The following is an 18,490-nucleotide window of genomic DNA, read 5'->3' on the forward strand; positions in this document are numbered from 1 at the left end:
AACCAAACTAGGGGAGATGATTTAATGAAGCATGTTCATGTCGGTTTAGTTTTCCTATTTCTTGTTTCACTTGTGCTTGTTGGCTGTGGAAATGGTAACTTAAGTCAACCAACAAATGATGAGAATAAAACAGAAGGTAGCTTTTCAGGGATAATTCCTGTCTACACACCAGGTTCTGGCGGGATTAATTATATTATAAGTGCTGGTTTAGCCAATATTTTAAATAACGAACAGGTCATCCCTGGTGCTTCATTTGCTACTGAAGCGACGAATGGAACATCAGAAATTGTGCAATACATGTCTGAACGGCATGAACAAGGTAGACCGGCTTTTGGCGGAATAGGGTCAATAGGAGCTGATCAAGCTTTTAATGGAGTTTTAGATCCGGTTCCTGGAGAACATGATTATTTAAGAGGTGTAGGTTTCTTAAGTTATAATGCTCTTCATTTGGTCGTTCTTGAAAAATCTCCAATTCATTCATTTAAAGACTTAGCTGGAAAACGGATTGGAGTTGCAGCGATCGGAACACCTCCTACTGAATTACTTGAAGATTTGATGGAGGCTCATGGAGTTAGTAAAGACAATTATCAATTATTACCACTTAGCAGTTTTACGGAAATACAAGAAGCTATTCTTAATGGTAGTGTAGATGCAGGTTATTTAATGGGAGCGATACCTGCGCCAACAGTTAGAGAAATTGCCCAAACTGAAGATGTTAGAATTATTCCTGTAGAACCTAGCATAATGGCGGATTTTGTTGCACAACAACCTTATTATTCCTCTGTCGACATTGCAGCTGGCACATATAAAGGACAAGACGAGGATATTAGTATTGGTGCATTCTATTCCATTTATATAACGCACGAAAAGACTGATGATGAAATGGTCTATAAATTTTTAGAAACGATAATGGAAAATGCAGAAGGCCTTAAAGAGATACATCCAACATTTGATATCGTACCGGAAACAGTGGTAGAAGGTGTGACGATACCATACCACCCAGGAGCGCTACAATATTTTGAAGATCACGGTATAGAGATTCAACAATAACTTGAAATTTCAAAACAGCAGGTTCGAGAATAATGCAAAAGCATTTATTCTCGAACAGTATCTTAAATTAATGTATGTAACTTCCGGAAACTACAGTGAGGAGTGTAGATTATGTTTCAGAAAGGGATCACTAGGGTCGTAGTAATTCTTGCTCTATTCTTGGCTTTTTTTCACCTTTATGCCGGAGGGATTCAAATATTCCCTTCTATGCAGCAGCGAGGAGTCCATCTTGGTTTTGCTCTTGCTCTGATTTTTTTACTATTTCCTTTTATTAAAAAATCTAATGAAGAAGATTTAGCATCTCGAGGGAAATTAGCTTGGATCACAGATACTTTACTGGCAGGGACGACGATTTTTGTGTCTGTGTATATTTATTTGAATTTTATTGAATTATCGATGGCTTTTAGTTCTCCAACAACGACGATGTTAGTAGTGGGGATATTGAGTATTGTTTTAACATTGGAAGCAGCGCGTCGTATTATTGGTTGGGCTTTACCGATATTAGCCGCTTTATTTCTTGTATACGCTTTCTTAGGGGATAAATTACCTTTGCTTTTCGCTCACTCAGGTTATAGCACTCAGCGTATTATTACTCAGGTTGGATTATCAAATGAAGGGGTATACGGTATACCTCTTGGTGTTTCTGCTACATACGTAGTGTTGTTTGTCCTATTTGGGTCTTTTTTAGAAAAGTCTGGAGCAGGAAAATTTTTCATCGACATGGCATTTTCTTTAGTGGGACGCTTTAGAGGTGGGGCTGCTAAAGTTTCGATTGTAGCTAGTGCGTTATTTGGCTCAATTAGTGGAAGCCAGGTTGGAAATGTGGCGACAACAGGAATATTAACCATTCCGTTAATGAAACGTGGAGGATATAAGGCTCAGTATGCAGGAGCAGTTGAATCAGTTGCGTCAACAGGTGGGATGCTTTTACCTCCGGTGATGGGCGCGGTAGCTTTTTTAATGGCTGATTTTTTACAAGTAGAATATATTAAAGTTGCTCTAGCTGCTTTAATCCCAGCACTGCTTTATTTCATAGCCATTTTTATTATGGTTGATTTAAGAGCTGCTCGCATGGGAGAACAGGTACAAAGTGACTATCAAGTTCCAAATCTTAAAGAAATGATTATAACAAAAGGACATTTAATTATTCCGTTATTAATTTTAGTTTATTTATTGGTTGTTCCTCAGCTTGCACCTCCAGAAGCAGCATTTTGGGGTATTGTTGCAGTTCCTCTTGTCTGTCTGTTACGTAAAGAGACTAGAATGAGTTTACATGATATTAAAGAAGCCATTGTTCAAGGAGTGAAGCTATCATTAGTTGTAGCTGCTGCTTGTGCTTGTGCTGGTGTTGTCATAGGTGTTATCAACATGACAGGGATGGGTTTAAGGTTTTCTGGTATCTTGATTGAACTTTCTGGTGGTCATTTATTTCTATTGCTTTTATTAACAATGATTGCTTCTGTCATTATGGGAATGGGTTTACCTCCTGTAGCCTCTTATATCATCCTGGCCGTCTTAGCAGCACCAGCAATAACGCAACTTGGAGTACCAAGTATGGCAGCTCATATGTTCATATTTTACTATGGAGTACTCTCCGGAATTACTCCTCCAGTAGCGATAGCTGCGTATGCGGCGAGTGGGATAGCTAAATCCAATCCCATGGCAACATCGGTGACTGCAGTGAGATTAGCTTTAGTAGCTTTTATCGTTCCCTTCATGTTTGTCTATGGTCCAGCATTAATTTTCCAAGGTAGTGTAGTAACGATTGTACTTGCTTCAGTTACCGCACTTATTGGGATATATGCTTTAGCAGTTTCTTTAGAAGGGTATTTAAAACAACCAATCCTAATCATTTCAAGATGCATGTTATTTTTAGGAGCCGTTTTCTTAATAAATGTAGGAATCATACTTGACTTCATTGGTCTATTAATGATTGTTCTCACATTGCTTTATGAATTAAAAGGCAGGAAATTAATTGTTGAATCAGATTATAGTGCAAAAGAGATTGTATGAGTAAAATGTTTATGGGAGAAGATACCGTCTGCTGAATGAGGAGACGGTGTCTTTTGTTTAGTGGTTTAGAAAACCCCTGGCTATGCCAGGGGTTCTAAAGAGCTTCTAGCGTGGTATTAAAAAAAACTCACTTGATGGTAGGATAAAGTTGGTTTCCCGACCACTTCATCTCACCATAGAAGGAGGTATGCCCGTGAAGGACATGAATAGTTTAGCACACACAACATGGAATTGTAAGTATCACATAGTTTTTGCTCCAAAGTACAGAAGACAAATCATAGATTTCCAATTAAATACAACTAAAGAAAACAGGTTAGTCTTTTTGGCAAAAAAATAGATTAAGTATACTGGTGAAATTTTACTTTTTAAACGAAATGATTTTACCAATTAGAGTGATAATAGAAAAGTTTACTCTTCACAGCTGTGTCGAATCATTGGTAGTTGACAAGTTTGTAAATCATGAAAATATTAAGACAACCTCACATTGCCTCTAGCGCTTACAATAGTCTTTAACACCTTACACACATGAATTCCTTGAAAAATGAAAACAACTGATGATCATGCCAACGTTTTTGAACAACCTTTTGATTAATCTTCATATTATTTCTACAATAACTCCCTTTTTTTCTATATTATATAGTACCTAATGATAAACTCAGGTTATAGAGTGAGGTTTTTTTGATTTGATAAAAAAGTAGATTGATGGTTAAATATAGGAACAATCGCTTATAGAAACCGAGGTTAATCATGAGAGAACTTAACTTAGAGCCAATTCAATCATTAGAAAGAGCCATTCAAATATTAAACTGTTTTAGTTTTGAAAATACGGAACTGTCAATTGATGAAATTATGCAACAAACGAAATTAGCTAAAACGACAACCTATCGTTTACTTTGGACGTTAGAACGTAACTATCTGATCCAATACAATCAAAAGACTAATGAATATCGGCTTGGAACAAAGCTATTAGAGTATGGAGGAATCGTGCTAGAACATCTAGATATACGAAGAGAGGCTGAGCCCATCCTATTGGCATTACATGAAGAAACAGGTCACTCTGTGATTCTCGCACAGCCTCAATCTGAAACGATTCAATATGTCTTAAGATTCGATAGTGATGAAGGACTTCAACCTAATAACTTCGTCGGCCGGAGACGAATTTTACATAACGGGGCTCTAGGAATTATCCTCCTCGCTTATATGGATGAGGAGTTCATTAATAAGCTTCTTAAAGCATATCCGCTTGAACCACACACCCCAAAGACAGTTACGGACCAAGGTGTATTTTTACAACGACTTAAAGAGATCAGGGTGGAAAATGTATTTATTGACGAAGACGAGACTTTTATAGGCTATACCGCAATTGCCGCACCCATTTTTCAAGGCAAAAATAAGGCAATTGCCTCGATTGCCATTTCAGGTCCCTCTTTCAAAATGGAAGGCGAAAGACGAATACAATTAATTGAAAAAATCAAGAAAGCAGCCGTTAAAATTTCGATGCAGATGGGGCAATCATTATCTAAACGATAATGAAAAGAAAGAGATGTTTGATGATTAGAGAAAGTTTAAAATGAGATGGTATTACTATATATTACAGGTTCGAAATAGAGGTTAATACCATACCAAGTTTAGAGAGGCGGAAATCAGACCGATTTTCGTCTTTCTTTTTTCTGTATGATCATTAAATTTTATGTGCATTTGTTAACCGAAAATCTTACTGACTAATTGTTATTCAGTGGTAGGTGAACCCTGATGCCGTTATATTAGCTAATTAATGAATGGGAATTTATTTGAATATTCATTTAATATTGACAGGACGGAAATAAATGGGTAAAATTAAGATACATAGTTCATTATAGGAACTTACGATTCACAATGCGAATTTCAGGACGCTTTATATTATTGTTAATTAAAGAGAGGAGACGTCTCAAATGATTAAGAGAGAATTGGATGAACCGTTAATTAAGCAATTAAAGGGTAAGATGGCAGAGGGGTTATTACCACAATGGGTGATAACAGATCCTGATATTTATGAGCTAGAAAAGGAGAAGGTATTCGGAACGACATGGCAATTTTTAGGCCATGAAACTGAATTAAAAGAAGCGGGAAGCTATGTAACGAGATGGATGGTAAATGATCCAATTTTACTTGTTAAAGACAGTAAAGAGCAAATTAAAGCATATCTTAATTCCTGTACACACCGTGGAACGCAATTATGTACAGCTGATCGCGGAAAAAAGAAAACGTTTACATGTCCGTATCATGGCTGGAGCTATAATTTAGATGGTAAATTAGTTGGAATTGTCGCTGGTAACAAGGTGTATGGGGAAGAGATGTCTAAAGATGAATGGGGATTGCGCGAGATTCCTAAACTAGAAAGTTACCGTGGGATGATTTTTGGCTGCCTAGATCCTAATGCAGAAACGTTGGAAGATTATTTGGGAGAAATGAAGTGGTATTTTGATATGTTACTAGGTAGAAGCGATGGTGGGATGGAAGTCATTGGCCTTCCGCAACGTTGGGTTGCAAAAGCAAACTGGAAATCAACAGCGGAAAACTTTGCAGCAGACCCGTATCATGTTCAGACGACTCATCGATCTACGGTTGAAATGGGGATTAGTCCAGAAGATCCACTTTATGCGGGGTATGGCCACCAAGTTGTCATGAAGAATGCGCATGGCATTAATGTGATTACCTCAAAAACAGGACGTTCAAGATCAGAATTCCAGGGTATGCCGCAGTCGATGTGGCCAATGTTTCAGCGCAACTTAACGCCTGAACAAGCTGATATTCTAGAAAGAGTCACGGTCTTTGTTGGAGGAGTTTATCCGAATCTTTCTTTTGTAAGTCCTATTCATGGAACAGAAGGGCATTTACATAATTACCTCAATTTTAGAGTATGGAGACCGCTCGGCCCAGATAAAGTAGAAGTTTGGTGTTGGTTTATGATTGATAAGGCAGCCCCAGAAGAATACAAGGCTGATGCCTACAGAGGTTATCTCGGTTCGTTTGGCCCAACTGGTACTCTAGAGCAAGATGATACGGAAACATGGGCACGTATTGTTGAAGTAAGTGGTGCCTCGATGATGCGCGATAAAGAATTAAATTATAATAATGTAAGCAACTATCTTATGGGCTTTAGTCATGTGAAGCAAGATAAAACTTTTCCTGGACCGGGTGTTGCATACCCAACAACCTATTGTGATGCTTTATCAAGAAGAATGCATGAGCATTGGCTTGATTTACTAACAGCAAACAACTCTGTAAAGGAGGAGAGCAAATGAGTAACGAAGTAAAATCAAAAATTACGCTTGAGATGAAAGATGAAATTACGAATCTTCTTTATCAAGAAGCGTATTATTTAGATAATCGAATGTACAAGGAATGGCTAGATTTATTATCAGATGAGGTTGAGTATAAGATGCCCCTACGTGAGACAGTCGAAGGGGTGAATATTGAAAATATCTCCATCGATTCTGCTTTTTTTGAAGAAACAAAAGGCTCTCTTCGAACTAGGGTAAACAGACTTTATACAAAATCAGCTTGGGTTGAAAATCCAGCAACACGTCAACGACATTTCATTTCAAATGTGATGATTGAACCGGGTGATCAAGCGAATCAATATCGAGTACGAAGTTACTTTCTATTCAAAAGAAGTAGAGGTTCAACTACTGATATAGAAGAAATGTTTGGACAACGTAATGATATAGTACAAAAGGTTGGTGATCAATGGAAAATAGCTTCCCGTACCATTTTTCCTGATCAATCAGTTATTACGACAATGAATATGAGTATGTTTTTGTAAGGAGTTTACTATTTTCATCAATAACGATAAGCAGAAAGTAATCATAGCTATGTAAATTTGATTGTAAACAGCGTTTGAACTCTTTCCATAACTTTTTAAGAACCAAGTGTTGCTTCATTCATTAAAGAACAATTCAATTTGCCAGCGATTCCGGTACAGATCACTGATTTCCTTTGCACTCATTTTCGCATCATTAATGATGATTCTGATAAGATTTCCTTGACTATCTTGTGTTTCAATTAATCGAACTGGATATTTCATCTTTCCTAGTTTAACCACAGCTTCTCGTAGAATCGCTGATGACGGATTCACAGGGAGTTCTTCAATGACATGGATGATTGTATTGTCCTTAATTCGAGTACAGAAGCGAATATTGTTCTTACAATAATCATCAAATTTTTTGGAAATCAAAGTACCCTCGATTAAACACATGAAGGGTATCCTTTTCTATAGAGGTGGACCTATTTTGATGAGTGCTATTGCTGGGATCGACCAAGCACTCTGGGAATTAAAAGGAAAATATTATAATGCACCTGTATATGACTTAATGGGCGGGGGATGTAGAGATTCGATTCGTGTCTATTCATGGATAGGTGGAGACCGACCATCGGACGTAGGGGTAGCGGCTAAAAAGGTAGTAGAAACTGGTTTCACGGCAGTCAAAATGAACGGAACGGAAGAGATGCAGTGTATTGATTCCTACGATAAAGTTGACCAAACCATTGAACGGATTGTAGCAGTACGAGAAGCGGTTGGCAATGATATTGGAATAGGGATCGATTTTCATGGTAGAGTTCATAAGCCGATGGCCAAAATCCTGGCTAAAGAGTTGGAACCTTACCGCCCAATGTTCATAGAAGAACCAGTTCTAGCAGAAAATAATGAAGCGTTAAGAGAAATTGCAAATTGTACCCATATACCGATTGCAACAGGTGAGCGCATGTTCTCTAGATGGGATTTTAAATCTATTTTAGCTGACGGCTATGTTGATATTATTCAACCAGATCTCTCTCATGCTGGAGGAATCACAGAAACAAAAAAATTGCAACTATGGCGGAAGCATATCAGCTGTGAAGAGTAAACTTTTCTATTATCACTCTAATCGGTAAAATCATTTCGTTTAAAAAGTGAAATTTTACCAGTATACTTAATCTATTTTTTTGCCAAAAAGACTAACCTGTTTTCTTTAGTTGTATTTAATTGGAAATTCGGGGTTTTACCCTTTTCTTCGCATCACATCCTCTGCTATAATAAAATGGCTAGGTAAACCTTACTTGTATTGGTTTTGCCAGAGTAGCTAAATCCTCGTCTGTTATCTTGCGGCTCCGAATCGCTTCTAACAGGTTTGAGGATTTTTCTTTTGCCGTTTTTTTGAGAGTTTTAAAAACGATTGATCCCTTTTCGTAAAGCTGTATGATGATGTTTTTAATTTGGACAAGGAGATAATGATTTTTCATTGCTGTGTAATTGTGACTATTGGCATGTTCAATCTGATAACGAATATTTTTTTGTTGATTAAAGCCTTGGTTTTCGATTTTCCAACGGCTCCGACCCGCGACAATCAGTCTTTCTGCATTCTTCTTTGTTATTTTTAAGTCGGTGATAAATACAAACTGAATGTTTTTTCCATCCTCTGTTTCTAGCATGGATTCTATAAGATTAACGGTTCTTTCGTTATAGGAAATGTCATTTGCCCAAAAAAGATGATCCTGCTTTTGACTTTGTTCCTTCTTTTATTGATTTGAATTCGGACGCAATGCTTTTGATTCTGCCTTCTTTAAATCGGCATAAGTATTTCCATTTATACTCATCACAACGACTAAATACAGATTCGCATGCATAAAGGCTATCTCCTATGATACAAATAGGTAACCTTTTGAATGTTTGTTTTAGTTTCTTCGCCAGTCTATGGAATGCTTTTAGTTCACAATCCTGCTTGGTGACATCCTCCGATTCATTTTCGATAAATTCCGAGCTAATGCTAAAAACCATGTCACCTACTACTAATTTTGCTTCGAGTACATGGTGCATGTAAGTCGTTTTGATTTCTCCTGTTTCTTTATTGGTAGAATTCCTTCTCAAACAATGGTCACAATGTTTCTCATGAAAGGTGTGTACTCCAGTTCCATCAATAATGACTCCCCAATACTTCCCCTCTATTCTGTACGAGTCAAAACATTTCTTTTTTAACAGTTCCTTTATCATATAGTTTCTGATTTCCTCTAGTTCCGTCACTTCTAGTCTAGAAAGAAAATCGTTAATGGTATCATAATGAGGCAGTTCCTCTAGAAACTCCAAATCTAAAACTGTTCTTATATTCTCGATACATTCCTCTTTATTAAAACCATCGCTCATGCTTCTCATGGATTTCAAACCCGTCATATTTTTCAATAGAATGGTAAATAAAATAATTTCTGAACCGTAGGTGATATAGTTTTGTGATCGGTGGTCTTTTACCTTTTTTAGTTTATTTGTAAGCTCTTTGAAAAAATGCTTCTGAATTTTTAGGAACTCGACAAAATAATTTATTTCTTTTTCCTGTTCTCTTTTCTCTCTTCTCGTAGCCAAAATGAAATCCCCCTAAAACGCCCTGTATGACAGTGTTATTGTAGTTAAATTATCTCATATTTAGCATATTTTAGGGTTAGTATTGTCGAAAATTATCCCGAAGAATTTTTACTCCTCAGAGCTGGCCAACGATACGCAACATGGGCTAAGTTCGGCGATCTTCACGAGTGATCTTGAGCGCGGGGAAGAACTCGCCTTGCAGGTGGATGCGGGAATGACGCATTTCAACGATCAAACGGTCAATGACGCTCCTCATATTCCGTTTGGTGGAAATAAAGCGAGTGGACTAGGGCGTTTTGGAAACCCGTGGGTGGTGGAGGAGTTTACGACGACCAAATGGGTGTCGGTGCAAACGAAGTATCGTCAGTTTGCTTTTTAATACAAAAAATCTAATGAGCCAACCCGCTTCTTTCATGAAGCGGGTTGGCTCATTTAATAACTATTATTCTAGGGGAATAAATAATCAATAATAGAAGAGTGTCAAAAATAAGGATTGCTTTGTAATAGTTAAGCTCTAAGTTTTTCGGGTTCCGACTGGAAAACAAATTGACTCCGACCAGCATATAATCCAAAAATCCCCATTGTAATTGAAAGACTAAAAAATAAGAGGAAAGCTGGTGTCCAAGACTGAAATATATCAAAGAAAATACCCATAATAAGAGGCCCCATCGCAGCTAATAGATACCCTATAGATTGTGCCATACCAGATAAATTAGCGGCATCATAGGTGTTTTGAGATCGTAAACCAAACAAACTTAGAGACAAGCTGATCCCAGCTCCTTGTGCGACACCTAAGAAGATCATATAAAGGGTAATAACCCCGATATTCCCTCCGAAATAGAGTCCTAGGAATCCAAAAAAATAAAGAAAAGTAATGACTAAAACAATACTCCTTTGGTTCGTTAGACGCCCTGCTAAAATGGGGATGAAAAGAGTTGCTGGTAGACCAGCAATTTGAGTAAGCGTTAAAAGCCATCCTGCCGTTGGTATGTCGACCCCGCGACTAACAAGGATTTCAGGAACCCAAGCAATGATGCAGTAAAATATACAAGATTGCAAACCCATGAAAAGAGTTATTTGCCATGCAAGGGAGGAAGACCAAATCGAACTTTTTGAATATTTGGAAACTGTAGTTGTTTTTTGCTTATTTCGTAATTGTGGCATCCAAATGATGACAGCAATTCCTGCTAAAATAGCCCAAACGGAAAGGGACTTTTCCCAGCCTAGATTGCCCCCTTGTGCCAAAGGAATACTGACTCCAGATGCGAGTGCTGCCATAGTAGCCATCGAAGTTATGTAAACACCCGTCATGACTCCCGTCTTTTCAGGAAATTCATTTTTAACAATACCTGGAATTAAGACATTGCAGATGGCGATTCCTAGCCCTAACATTGCTGTTCCAACAAACAAAGCAAAAACCATCCCGATTGAACGAAAAAGTATTCCTATAGTTAAAATAATTAAAGCGATAAATACGGTTGTTTCGTTTCCCCATTTCCGTCCCAACCTTGGTGCGAGGGTTGAGAATATACCAAAGGCTAGTAAGGGTAAAGTAGTAAGTAAGCCTATGGAACTGTTAGAAAGGTTTGTATCTGCACGAATGAATCCAATTAAAGGTCCAACAGCTGTAATAGATGAACGTAAATTAAAAGCTACAAAAATGATTCCAATAAGAAATAGAAGGTTTTTATAGGTGAATAATGATCTTGTATTCATGGACACCTCTTTCTGAGTAGAAGCTCTATAAATAATTCCCTCCATTCATTTTACACTTTATGTAAATGATAACAAGGACATGATTACTTATAGAAGAACATATGATTAGGAATTGGATGTTTTTAATAGTTTATTAGACTCTTCAGTAATTTTATTAGCTGCTGCTTTTACTAATTTAACAAATTGATCTATTTTTAATTGATTCACTCTAGTTGTGGGGCCTGCGATGCTTACCGATGCCATAACTTTACCTTGAGTATTCCTAATAGGTGCTGCAATAGATGAAACACCTTTATGCATTTCTTCTTGGCTAATCGCAAATCCTTGTTTTCGAATAGTCGATAACAAGTTAGTAAATGTAACGGGCGATGTAACCGTTTTAGTTGTATAAAATGGTAACCCTTGCTTGACAACTTCTTCGATGATAAATTCCGGTTGATAAGCAAGAATCACCTGTCCAGAGCTGGTGCAATGGATGGGGTTTTGTTTTCCGGCATGTGAAAGTAGGTGAACAGGATGCAGACTATCAACTCTATATAAGTAAACAACTTTGTTTCCTTTTAAGATCGAGATATGAGCTGTTTCTCCTGTATTCTTTGTGAGTTCTTCTAGGGTCGGTTCAGATATTTGATATAATCGATACTTCGATAGAAAGGTGTTCCCCATTGATAAAATGGAAGAAGCGGGGCGATAGGTTTTTAAAATCGGCTCTTTTACTAGGTAGCCTGCATGAGTCAACGTACTAGTCAAGCGGTGCGCGGTACTATGGGCAATTTGTAACTTTTCAGCCATTTCACTTAACGTTAATTCTGGTTCATCAATCGTAAACAAGTTTAATAGCCGTAGTGCATTTCTCATTGAAGAAAACGATTCTTTGTTAAGAGCTGGATACCTCATAGATTTCTCCCCTCTACCTTTTTCGGCAATTTAGTGATGGATATAGCCTAATTTTTTCGAGATCTCCTGACCTGCTGTGGTGACTGCTTTTATGTATTCAGGGAATTGATCTTTCCTCATCCTCTGACTAGGTCCGACGATACTTACGGATGCCATTACCTCACCTGTATAGTCTTTAACCGGCGCAGCAATGCTGACAACCTCTTCATGCAATTCGTTCACACAAATGGAAAAACCTTGTTGGCGAATAGCTTGTAGTTCTTGTAATAATTCTTCTCGATCCGTAATGCTGTTAGGTCCACATTTAGGAAGTCCGTTATCAAGGACACGATGAGTCACTTCCGTTGGCTGAAATGCCAAAAGAACTTTTCCTGAACTCGTGCAGGTTGCCGGGTTGTTTTTTCCAATAAAAGACATGAGATGAACGGGTTGTTTGCAATCAACCTTATGTAGATAAGTAATATTTGAGTCTTCAAGAACAGAAATGTGAGCGGTCTCTTCTACTCTCGCTACTAGTTTATGTAAAGAAGGCTTCGCTTCACGAAAAATCTCCAAATGAGAAGTAATGACACCGCTTAAACAAAGCACGGAAATCCCAAGTTGATAGGTTGTACCAGACTTTTCTAAAAATCCTTCTTCTACTAGTTCTTTTACAAGACGACTCACCGTACTTTTGTTTAAAGACAGAACATTTGCAATTTCTGTGATTCCCCAATTTGATTTTTCATTTGAAAATAATCGTAAAATAGAAAGCCCATTATGAACTGATTTTAAGATCCCTTCGTTTAGCACTTTATAAAATCACCTCAGAATTCGTTAGTTGTTTCATATAAAAGAAACCTGATCTTTTATTCTGAACATTCTTATATTAACATTTTAAATGAGTTAGGTAAGCGTTTACAACGATTAATTGAACAGAGAGGGGAATTTTGATGAAAACTCAAGTAGGAATTATCGGTGCTGGTCCAGCTGGTCTTATGCTTTCACATCTTTTGCACCTTGAAGGAATTGAATCTGTCATTCTTGAAAATCGGTCAAGAGAAGAAATAGAAGGAACGATTCGTGCAGGTGTACTTGAACAAGGAACCGTTGATCTATTAAACGCTACAGGGGTCGGGGAGCGAATGATGCGTGAAGGTCATCTTCACCATGGAATTGAGCTCCAATATAATGGAATCAGGCACCGTGTCAATATGCATGAACTCACAGACGGAAAGAGTATCATGGTTTATCCTCAACATGAGGTAATAAAAGATTTAGTTGCAGCGCGCCTTGAAGCCGGTGCAGAGATTTATTTTAGTGTGAGTGATGTGACTCTACATGATGTTGATAGCGATTCACCAAAGATTCGCTTTAAGCATGATGGAGGAGAGGAGGAATTAAGCTGTGACTTTATTGCAGGCTGTGATGGCTTCCATGGACCAAGTCGGAAAATGATTCCTGATGCAATTCGGGAGGAAAAACAGCAAATCTATCCATTTAGCTGGTTAGGAATTCTAGCTGAGACTCCGATTGCGAATCCGGAATTAATCTATTCCAATCACGACAGAGGCTTTGCTTTAATAAGTACACGGACACCAGAAATACAACGACATTATATTCAAGTTGACCCAAGTGATGATATTGCTAATTGGTCGGATGATCGAATTTGGACAGAGCTCAAAGCAAGAGTTGAAACAAAAGATGGCTGGAAGTTACCAGATGGCCCGATTATACAAAAGAACATTGTTTCGATGCGGAGTTTTGTTTGTGAACCCATGCAATACGGTCGCTTATTTATCGCAGGGGATGCTGCTCACATCGTTCCGCCAACCGGTGCAAAGGGATTGAATTTAGCGATGTCTGATGTCCAGGTTTTAAAACGAGGTATTGAGACATTTTATCAAACAGGGAGTACGGATATGTTAAACCGATACTCTGAAATTGCTTTACGTCGTATTTGGAAAGCGCAACGTTTCTCGTCGTGGATGACAACTACACTTCATCGCAACTTTAGTCATAGTTCATTTGAAAGAAGTATTCAGCTTAGTGAATTAGAATATGTAACTTCATCTCGGGCAGCTTTAACAAGTTTGTCTGAAAACTACATTGGTTTACCATTGGAATGGGAAAGTCCGAAGTCATTGCTAGTCTAAAGTAGTCGTTATTAGAAAATGAAAGGGCTACCATTAGTGAAAATGGTAGCCCTAACGATTATTTAAGTCGTAGTAAGGAGTCGGAACCCTTTGCGAAATCTTTAATGGGAGGCCAAGAACATAAATCAAATGGGAAGTCAGATCCGGGTACAATTCGATCTTCCCCAACCGTTTTAGCTAAGTATTCTAAGGTGTTTGTATCCCATAAGACGCTGTCATACCAAAAATCTTTTAAATATTCAATCGGTTCTTTATTCAACGCATTTGAGACTAAAGGCCATTGCTCATATCCTTTATTTAAACGTCCAATTTGATAAGGAAGGAAGCCGCCACCATGAGCTAATAAGATGTTTACATCACTGTATGTATCTAGCATCCCGCTAAGTAATAGGTCTGTTGCTGATATGGTTGTTTCCCACGGAACCCCAATCAAGTTCGGCATCATCCGTTGTTTCAAACGTGGGTCTTCGCATAATAAAGGATGAATAAAAATGATTGCTTTTAGGCTATTTGCTTCCTCCCAAAAAGGAGTAAACTGAGGATCTGAAAGCAGTTTACCATTTAGGCCAGGACCAATGATGGCTCCTTTCAACCCTGCATCCATAGCTTCTCTTAAATCACGAGCAGCTAACTCAGGATTGTTAAGAGAAACGGTTCCTAAGGCTGATAACTGTTCGCTATTAGATCGACACCACTTTGCAAGCGAAAGATTATAGACCGTTGCTAGCTCGCTTGTAATCTCAGAAGCAAATTCATATAAAAATAGCTGTGGGATCGGTGAAACAATCGCATGAGAAACGCCAATTTTTTCTTTTTCTTCTAGATACAAGCTAGCATTAGTAAATTCTTGTTTTAACTCAAATGCCCATTTGTTGTTGATCGATAGGAAAGCTTCTTTCTCTGTGTTCTTCTTGACCCAATTAGCGTTTACGGTTTGTTTGTTGTCCTTAATCCACGTTAAGACTTCTTTAGGAATAAAGTGAGTATGAAAATCATGCATGATGAACAGCTCCTTTTTATTTTAGAAATGATGTGGTCTGTAGCCTAGTCTCTCAGAGATTTGCTTACCAGCTTCAATGACTTTCTTAATATTTGGAGGAATTGTGCGATCATTTAGACGTTGCATAGGTCCGACAATGTTAACGGATGCAATGACTTGTCCTGTGTAATCTCTAACAGGAGAGGCGATAGAGACAACGCCTTCAAAAATTTCTTCAATGCTAATTGCATATCCATTTGTGCGAATTTCTTCAAGAGCTTTCATTAATTTCTTTGGATCGCTAATGGTATTTTTTGTGAATGGCTCCAGTCCTCTCTCAATCGTCCTTTCTACATAATGATCGTCATTAAAGGCTAGCATTACTTTTCCAGAACTTGTTGCATATGAAGGATTTCTTTTACCAATATGAGTAAATGCCCGGACATGATGCTTACTTTCTACTTTATGTAAGTAAATGACATCAAGCCCATCGAGAATGGCTAAATGCGACGTTTCACCGGTCTTTTCAACAAGATCATGCAAAACTGGCATAGCTTCTTTATGAATTTCAAAGTTAGATGTACAAACACTGGCAAGAGATAAAATCGATAATCCTAAACGGTAACGTTGATTGTCAGGATTTTTTTCTACAAAACCTTCACTAGCTAATGTTGACATTAATCTTGAAACTGTACTTTTTCCTAAGTCTAAGTCTTTTGCTAAATCAGTAATTTTCAACTCAGATTCATCCATAGAAAACCTGCGTAAAATGCGAAGTGCATTTCTAACCGATGATAGCGTGTAATCTTTTTTTTCTGTCTGCAAGATGAATACCTCCTTTTGTTGTTTATAGAGGAACTGTGTTCTTTTATGGGATTTGAATTTACTATATCATATTAATTGAGAAAAATGAATAATCTAAAAATTTTTAAAAAAAGTTTTTGATGTTGCATATAGAGGAACTATGATGTTTTATAAGGTACGAAAATTGAGTATTCTAAATGTAACAAAAGGTAACCACTACAAACTTTAATAAATGGAGGAATTAAACATGAAAACGATTACTACGGCAACAGGAATTGATTGCAGACATTACATTAATGGAAAGTATATGGATTCTATCAATAACAAAACATTTGTAAATACGAATCCAGCAAATGAAGAAGTACTTGGCTCGGTTTCTGAAGGTGGAGAAGAAGAAATTCACCTAGCTGTAACAGCTGCAAGAAGAGCGCTTAATGGTCGTTGGAAAACAATGCCGCTAACAGAGCGTTCAAAAATCTTACGTAAAATTGGAGATCTTATTTTAGAAAGAAAAGATGAGTTGGCTCGTTTAGAGTCATTAGATACAGGGAAGCCGATTTGGTTATCAAGTACGATTGATATTCCAAGAGCAGCATACAACTTTCATTTCTTTGCGGATTATATGACGTCAATGGGAACAGAAGCTTATCAGCATGATGATGTAGCGATTAACTATGCTGTTCGTAAACCAGTTGGGGTTGTTGGTTTAATTAACCCTTGGAATCTACCATTGCTTTTATTAACTTGGAAGCTTGCTCCTTGTTTAGCAGCAGGTAATACAGCGGTAATGAAACCAGCAGAGTGGACTCCAATGACAGCAACAGTGTTAGCAGAGATTTGTAAAGAAGCAGGAGTTCCAGATGGCGTTGTTAACGTCGTTCATGGGTTTGGACCGAACTCAGCTGGTGCGGCTCTTACAGAACATCCAGATGTCGATGCAATTACATTTACTGGTGAAACATCAACGGGAACAGCGATTATGAAAGCGGCGGCTAATACACTTAAGAAGCTTTCATATGAACTTGGTGGAAAGAATCCGAATATTATCTTTGCTGATTCAGATCTTGATGAAGTGCTAGAAACCACGATTAAATCAAGTTTCATTAATCAAGGGGAAGTGTGTTTATGTGGATCGAGAATCTACGTTGAACGTCCTGCTTATGATGAATTCATTGAAAAGTTTGTCGCAAAAACAAAGGAGCTAGTGGTTGGAGATCCATTTGATGAGAAATCCAATCTTGGTGCTATGATTGGTAAGGAACATTATGATCGTGTCTTAGGCTTTTTAGATTTAGCAAGAGAAGAAGGCGGAACGATTCGTACAGGTGGCGGTCGTCCAGATGGATTTGAAAAAGGCTATTACATTGAACCGACGATTATTACAGACCTTGATCGAAATGCTCGTTGTGTCCGTGAAGAGATTTTTGGACCAGTCGTTACGGTCATTCCTTTTGATTTAGAAGACGAAGTGATTGCGCAAGTAAATGACTCTCATTATGGTTTAAGCGCTTCGATTTGGACGAACGATCTTCGTCGCGCACATCGTGTAGCAAATGAAGTAGAAGCAGGAATTGTTTGGGTCAACACTTGGTTCTTAAGAGATTTACGCACACCGTTCGGTGGACTAAAGCAAAGCGGCATTGGGCGTGAAGGCGGAATGCACAGCTTTGAATTCTATAGTGAATTAAAAAATATTTGCATTAAGCTTTAAGGGAGGAATAACAATGAGTTCAACTGAATCATTCGCCAAACAACTTTTACAAGCCGAAAAAGACCGAGTCGGAACAGCTGCTTTAACCGATCAAAGCGCTTCCTTTACGACTGAAGATGCCTATGCCGTACAATTGGAAGTGATTAAACAAAAATTAGCGCAAGGTCAGACCATTGTTGGAAAGAAAATCGGTTTAACTTCACTTGCGATGCAGAAATTACTAGGAGTTGATGAACCAGACTACGGCCATTTACTAGATGGAATGGTCGTAGAAAATGGAAGTGAATTATCTTATCAACGCGTCATGCAACCAAAAGTAGAAGCGGAAGTCGCATTTGTCTTGAAAAAAAATCTTAAAGGACCCCATGTCACACCATTAGATGTGATTCAAGCAACAGATTATGTTCTTCCTTCTTTAGAAATTGTTGATAGCCGTGTGAAGGATTGGAAAATAAAATTACCAGATACGATTGCTGACAATGCATCTAGTAGTCATTATGTTCTGGGTGGAAAGCCGGTTGCGATTGATCAGGTTGATCTAGCGCTAGCGGGCATGGTTCTTATTAAAAACGGAGAGATCATCAACACAGGCGTAGGAGCGGCTGCACTAGGAAATCCAATTAACTGTGTAGCGTGGCTTGCGAATAAATTAAGTGAGTTTGATATTACGTTAAAAGCAGGAGAAGTCATTCTCTCTGGAGCTCTTTCGGCTGCTGTAGAGGCAAAGCCTGGAGATGTTTTCACGGCAAAAATTGCCCATTTAGGAGAGGTTTCTGTACGTTTTTCTTCATAATTAAAGGTGGGAAAGGTGA

At 38.0% G+C, this 18,490-nt stretch carries 16 protein-coding genes and 3 pseudogenes; 11 read left to right on the plus strand and 8 right to left on the minus strand.

Going from position 1 to position 18,490, the window contains the following annotated elements; all coding sequences use genetic code 11:
- Positions 1-24 precede the first annotated feature (24 nt).
- The 6 genes and pseudogenes from LDX58_RS02460 (at position 25) to LDX58_RS02485 (ending at position 6,868) form a co-directional block, all read left to right on the plus strand.
- On the plus strand, positions 25-1,050 hold the full coding sequence (locus LDX58_RS02460; RefSeq protein WP_227935266.1) for a TAXI family TRAP transporter solute-binding subunit: 1,026 nt from the start codon (positions 25-27) through the stop codon (positions 1,048-1,050).
- 111 nt (positions 1,051-1,161) lie between these two features.
- Positions 1,162-3,063 (plus strand): TRAP transporter permease, encoded by a 1,902-nt coding sequence (locus tag LDX58_RS02465; RefSeq protein ID WP_227935267.1) that lies wholly within the window; start codon positions 1,162-1,164, stop codon positions 3,061-3,063.
- Between the two features lie 187 nt (positions 3,064-3,250).
- Positions 3,251-3,355, plus strand: a pseudogene (locus tag LDX58_RS02470) (transposase); the annotation flags it as partial.
- A gap of 455 nt (positions 3,356-3,810) precedes the next feature.
- Positions 3,811-4,593, plus strand: a complete 783-nt coding sequence (locus LDX58_RS02475; protein ID WP_227935268.1) for an IclR family transcriptional regulator — start codon at positions 3,811-3,813, stop codon at positions 4,591-4,593.
- Positions 4,594-4,994: 401 nt separating this feature from the next.
- Positions 4,995-6,347: an aromatic ring-hydroxylating oxygenase subunit alpha gene (locus LDX58_RS02480; RefSeq protein ID WP_227935269.1), complete on the plus strand. Its 1,353-nt coding sequence runs from the start codon at positions 4,995-4,997 to the stop codon at positions 6,345-6,347.
- On the plus strand, positions 6,344-6,868 hold the full coding sequence (locus LDX58_RS02485) for a 3-phenylpropionate/cinnamic acid dioxygenase subunit beta (RefSeq protein ID WP_227935270.1): 525 nt from the start codon (positions 6,344-6,346) through the stop codon (positions 6,866-6,868). Before LDX58_RS02480 ends, LDX58_RS02485 begins: the two co-directional genes overlap by 4 nt.
- Before the next feature lie 114 nt (positions 6,869-6,982).
- Here the strand turns inward: LDX58_RS02485 and LDX58_RS02490 are convergent, their stop codons facing one another.
- Positions 6,983-7,300 (minus strand): transposase, encoded by a 318-nt coding sequence (locus LDX58_RS02490; protein ID WP_227935271.1) that lies wholly within the window; start codon positions 7,298-7,300, stop codon positions 6,983-6,985.
- Between the two features lie 13 nt (positions 7,301-7,313).
- Between LDX58_RS02490 and dgoD the strand changes: the two are divergent.
- Positions 7,314-7,939 (plus strand): annotated as a pseudogene (dgoD, locus tag LDX58_RS02495) (galactonate dehydratase); the annotation flags it as partial.
- A 188-nt stretch (positions 7,940-8,127) separates the two neighbouring features.
- On the opposite strand, the gene LDX58_RS02500 reads toward dgoD, so the two are convergent.
- Both LDX58_RS02500 and LDX58_RS02505 read right to left on the minus strand, forming a co-directional pair.
- Positions 8,128-8,514, minus strand: a complete 387-nt coding sequence (locus LDX58_RS02500) for a hypothetical protein (protein ID WP_227935272.1) — start codon at positions 8,512-8,514, stop codon at positions 8,128-8,130.
- A gap of 40 nt (positions 8,515-8,554) precedes the next feature.
- On the minus strand, positions 8,555-9,436 hold the full coding sequence (locus tag LDX58_RS02505) for a transposase family protein (RefSeq protein ID WP_227935273.1): 882 nt from the start codon (positions 9,434-9,436) through the stop codon (positions 8,555-8,557).
- 118 nt (positions 9,437-9,554) lie between these two features.
- Here LDX58_RS02505 and LDX58_RS02510 point away from each other — a divergent pair.
- A pseudogene (locus LDX58_RS02510) lies at positions 9,555-9,815 on the plus strand (aldehyde dehydrogenase family protein); the annotation flags it as partial.
- Between the two features lie 128 nt (positions 9,816-9,943).
- Here LDX58_RS02510 and LDX58_RS02515 read toward each other — a convergent pair.
- From LDX58_RS02515 to LDX58_RS26340, 3 genes are all read right to left on the minus strand, one after another.
- A complete protein-coding gene (locus tag LDX58_RS02515; protein WP_227935274.1) occupies positions 9,944-11,152 on the minus strand; it encodes a CynX/NimT family MFS transporter in 1,209 nt (402 codons plus the stop codon).
- A 105-nt stretch (positions 11,153-11,257) separates the two neighbouring features.
- Positions 11,258-12,049, minus strand: coding sequence for an IclR family transcriptional regulator (locus tag LDX58_RS02520; RefSeq protein WP_227935275.1), 792 nt, complete (start codon positions 12,047-12,049; stop codon positions 11,258-11,260).
- 30 nt (positions 12,050-12,079) lie between these two features.
- Positions 12,080-12,841 (minus strand): IclR family transcriptional regulator, encoded by a 762-nt coding sequence (locus LDX58_RS26340; protein ID WP_227935276.1) that lies wholly within the window; start codon positions 12,839-12,841, stop codon positions 12,080-12,082.
- Positions 12,842-12,981: 140 nt separating this feature from the next.
- Between LDX58_RS26340 and pobA the strand changes: the two genes are divergently transcribed.
- Positions 12,982-14,184 carry a 4-hydroxybenzoate 3-monooxygenase gene (pobA, locus tag LDX58_RS02530; protein WP_227935277.1) on the plus strand — a complete coding sequence of 401 codons (1,203 nt, stop codon included), beginning with the start codon at positions 12,982-12,984 and terminating at the stop codon, positions 14,182-14,184.
- A 58-nt stretch (positions 14,185-14,242) separates the two neighbouring features.
- Here pobA and LDX58_RS02535 read toward each other — a convergent pair whose 3' ends face one another.
- Positions 14,243-15,184, minus strand: coding sequence for an amidohydrolase family protein (locus LDX58_RS02535; protein ID WP_227935278.1), 942 nt, complete (start codon positions 15,182-15,184; stop codon positions 14,243-14,245).
- 21 nt (positions 15,185-15,205) lie between these two features.
- Positions 15,206-15,991, minus strand: a complete 786-nt coding sequence (locus LDX58_RS02540) for an IclR family transcriptional regulator (protein ID WP_227935479.1) — start codon at positions 15,989-15,991, stop codon at positions 15,206-15,208.
- Between the two features lie 223 nt (positions 15,992-16,214).
- Between LDX58_RS02540 and LDX58_RS02545 the strand changes: the two genes are divergently transcribed.
- Both LDX58_RS02545 and LDX58_RS02550 read left to right on the plus strand, forming a co-directional pair.
- A complete protein-coding gene (locus LDX58_RS02545) occupies positions 16,215-17,678 on the plus strand; it encodes an aldehyde dehydrogenase (protein ID WP_227935279.1) in 1,464 nt (487 codons plus the stop codon).
- Positions 17,679-17,691: 13 nt separating this feature from the next.
- Positions 17,692-18,471 carry a 2-keto-4-pentenoate hydratase gene (locus tag LDX58_RS02550; protein WP_227935280.1) on the plus strand — a complete coding sequence of 260 codons (780 nt, stop codon included), beginning with the start codon at positions 17,692-17,694 and terminating at the stop codon, positions 18,469-18,471.
- Positions 18,472-18,490: the final 19 nt, after the last annotated feature.

The sequence above is a fragment of the Alkalihalobacillus deserti genome, from assembly GCF_020734105.1.
Classification (GTDB): domain Bacteria; phylum Bacillota; class Bacilli; order Bacillales; family Bacillaceae_D; genus Halalkalibacter; species Halalkalibacter deserti.

What these genes read in the sequence shown, in the direction of transcription:
- pobA (WP_227935277.1), top strand. Translation starts at nt 12,982, where the DNA reads ATGAAAACTCAAGTAGGAATTATCGGTGCTGGTCCAGCTGGTCTTATG.
- LDX58_RS02535 (WP_227935278.1), bottom strand. Translation starts at nt 15,184, where the DNA reads ATGCATGATTTTCATACTCACTTTATTCCTAAAGAAGTCTTAACGTGG.
- LDX58_RS02515 (WP_227935274.1), bottom strand. Translation starts at nt 11,152, where the DNA reads ATGAATACAAGATCATTATTCACCTATAAAAACCTTCTATTTCTTATT.
- LDX58_RS02520 (WP_227935275.1), bottom strand. Translation starts at nt 12,049, where the DNA reads ATGAGGTATCCAGCTCTTAACAAAGAATCGTTTTCTTCAATGAGAAAT.
- LDX58_RS02500 (WP_227935272.1), bottom strand. Translation starts at nt 8,514, where the DNA reads ATGCTAGAAACAGAGGATGGAAAAAACATTCAGTTTGTATTTATCACC.
- LDX58_RS02475 (WP_227935268.1), top strand. Translation starts at nt 3,811, where the DNA reads ATGAGAGAACTTAACTTAGAGCCAATTCAATCATTAGAAAGAGCCATT.
- LDX58_RS02490 (WP_227935271.1), bottom strand. Translation starts at nt 7,300, where the DNA reads ATGTGTTTAATCGAGGGTACTTTGATTTCCAAAAAATTTGATGATTAT.
- LDX58_RS02465 (WP_227935267.1), top strand. Translation starts at nt 1,162, where the DNA reads ATGTTTCAGAAAGGGATCACTAGGGTCGTAGTAATTCTTGCTCTATTC.
- LDX58_RS02485 (WP_227935270.1), top strand. Translation starts at nt 6,344, where the DNA reads ATGAGTAACGAAGTAAAATCAAAAATTACGCTTGAGATGAAAGATGAA.
- LDX58_RS02550 (WP_227935280.1), top strand. Translation starts at nt 17,692, where the DNA reads ATGAGTTCAACTGAATCATTCGCCAAACAACTTTTACAAGCCGAAAAA.
- LDX58_RS02480 (WP_227935269.1), top strand. Translation starts at nt 4,995, where the DNA reads ATGATTAAGAGAGAATTGGATGAACCGTTAATTAAGCAATTAAAGGGT.
- LDX58_RS02460 (WP_227935266.1), top strand. Translation starts at nt 25, where the DNA reads ATGAAGCATGTTCATGTCGGTTTAGTTTTCCTATTTCTTGTTTCACTT.
- LDX58_RS02545 (WP_227935279.1), top strand. Translation starts at nt 16,215, where the DNA reads ATGAAAACGATTACTACGGCAACAGGAATTGATTGCAGACATTACATT.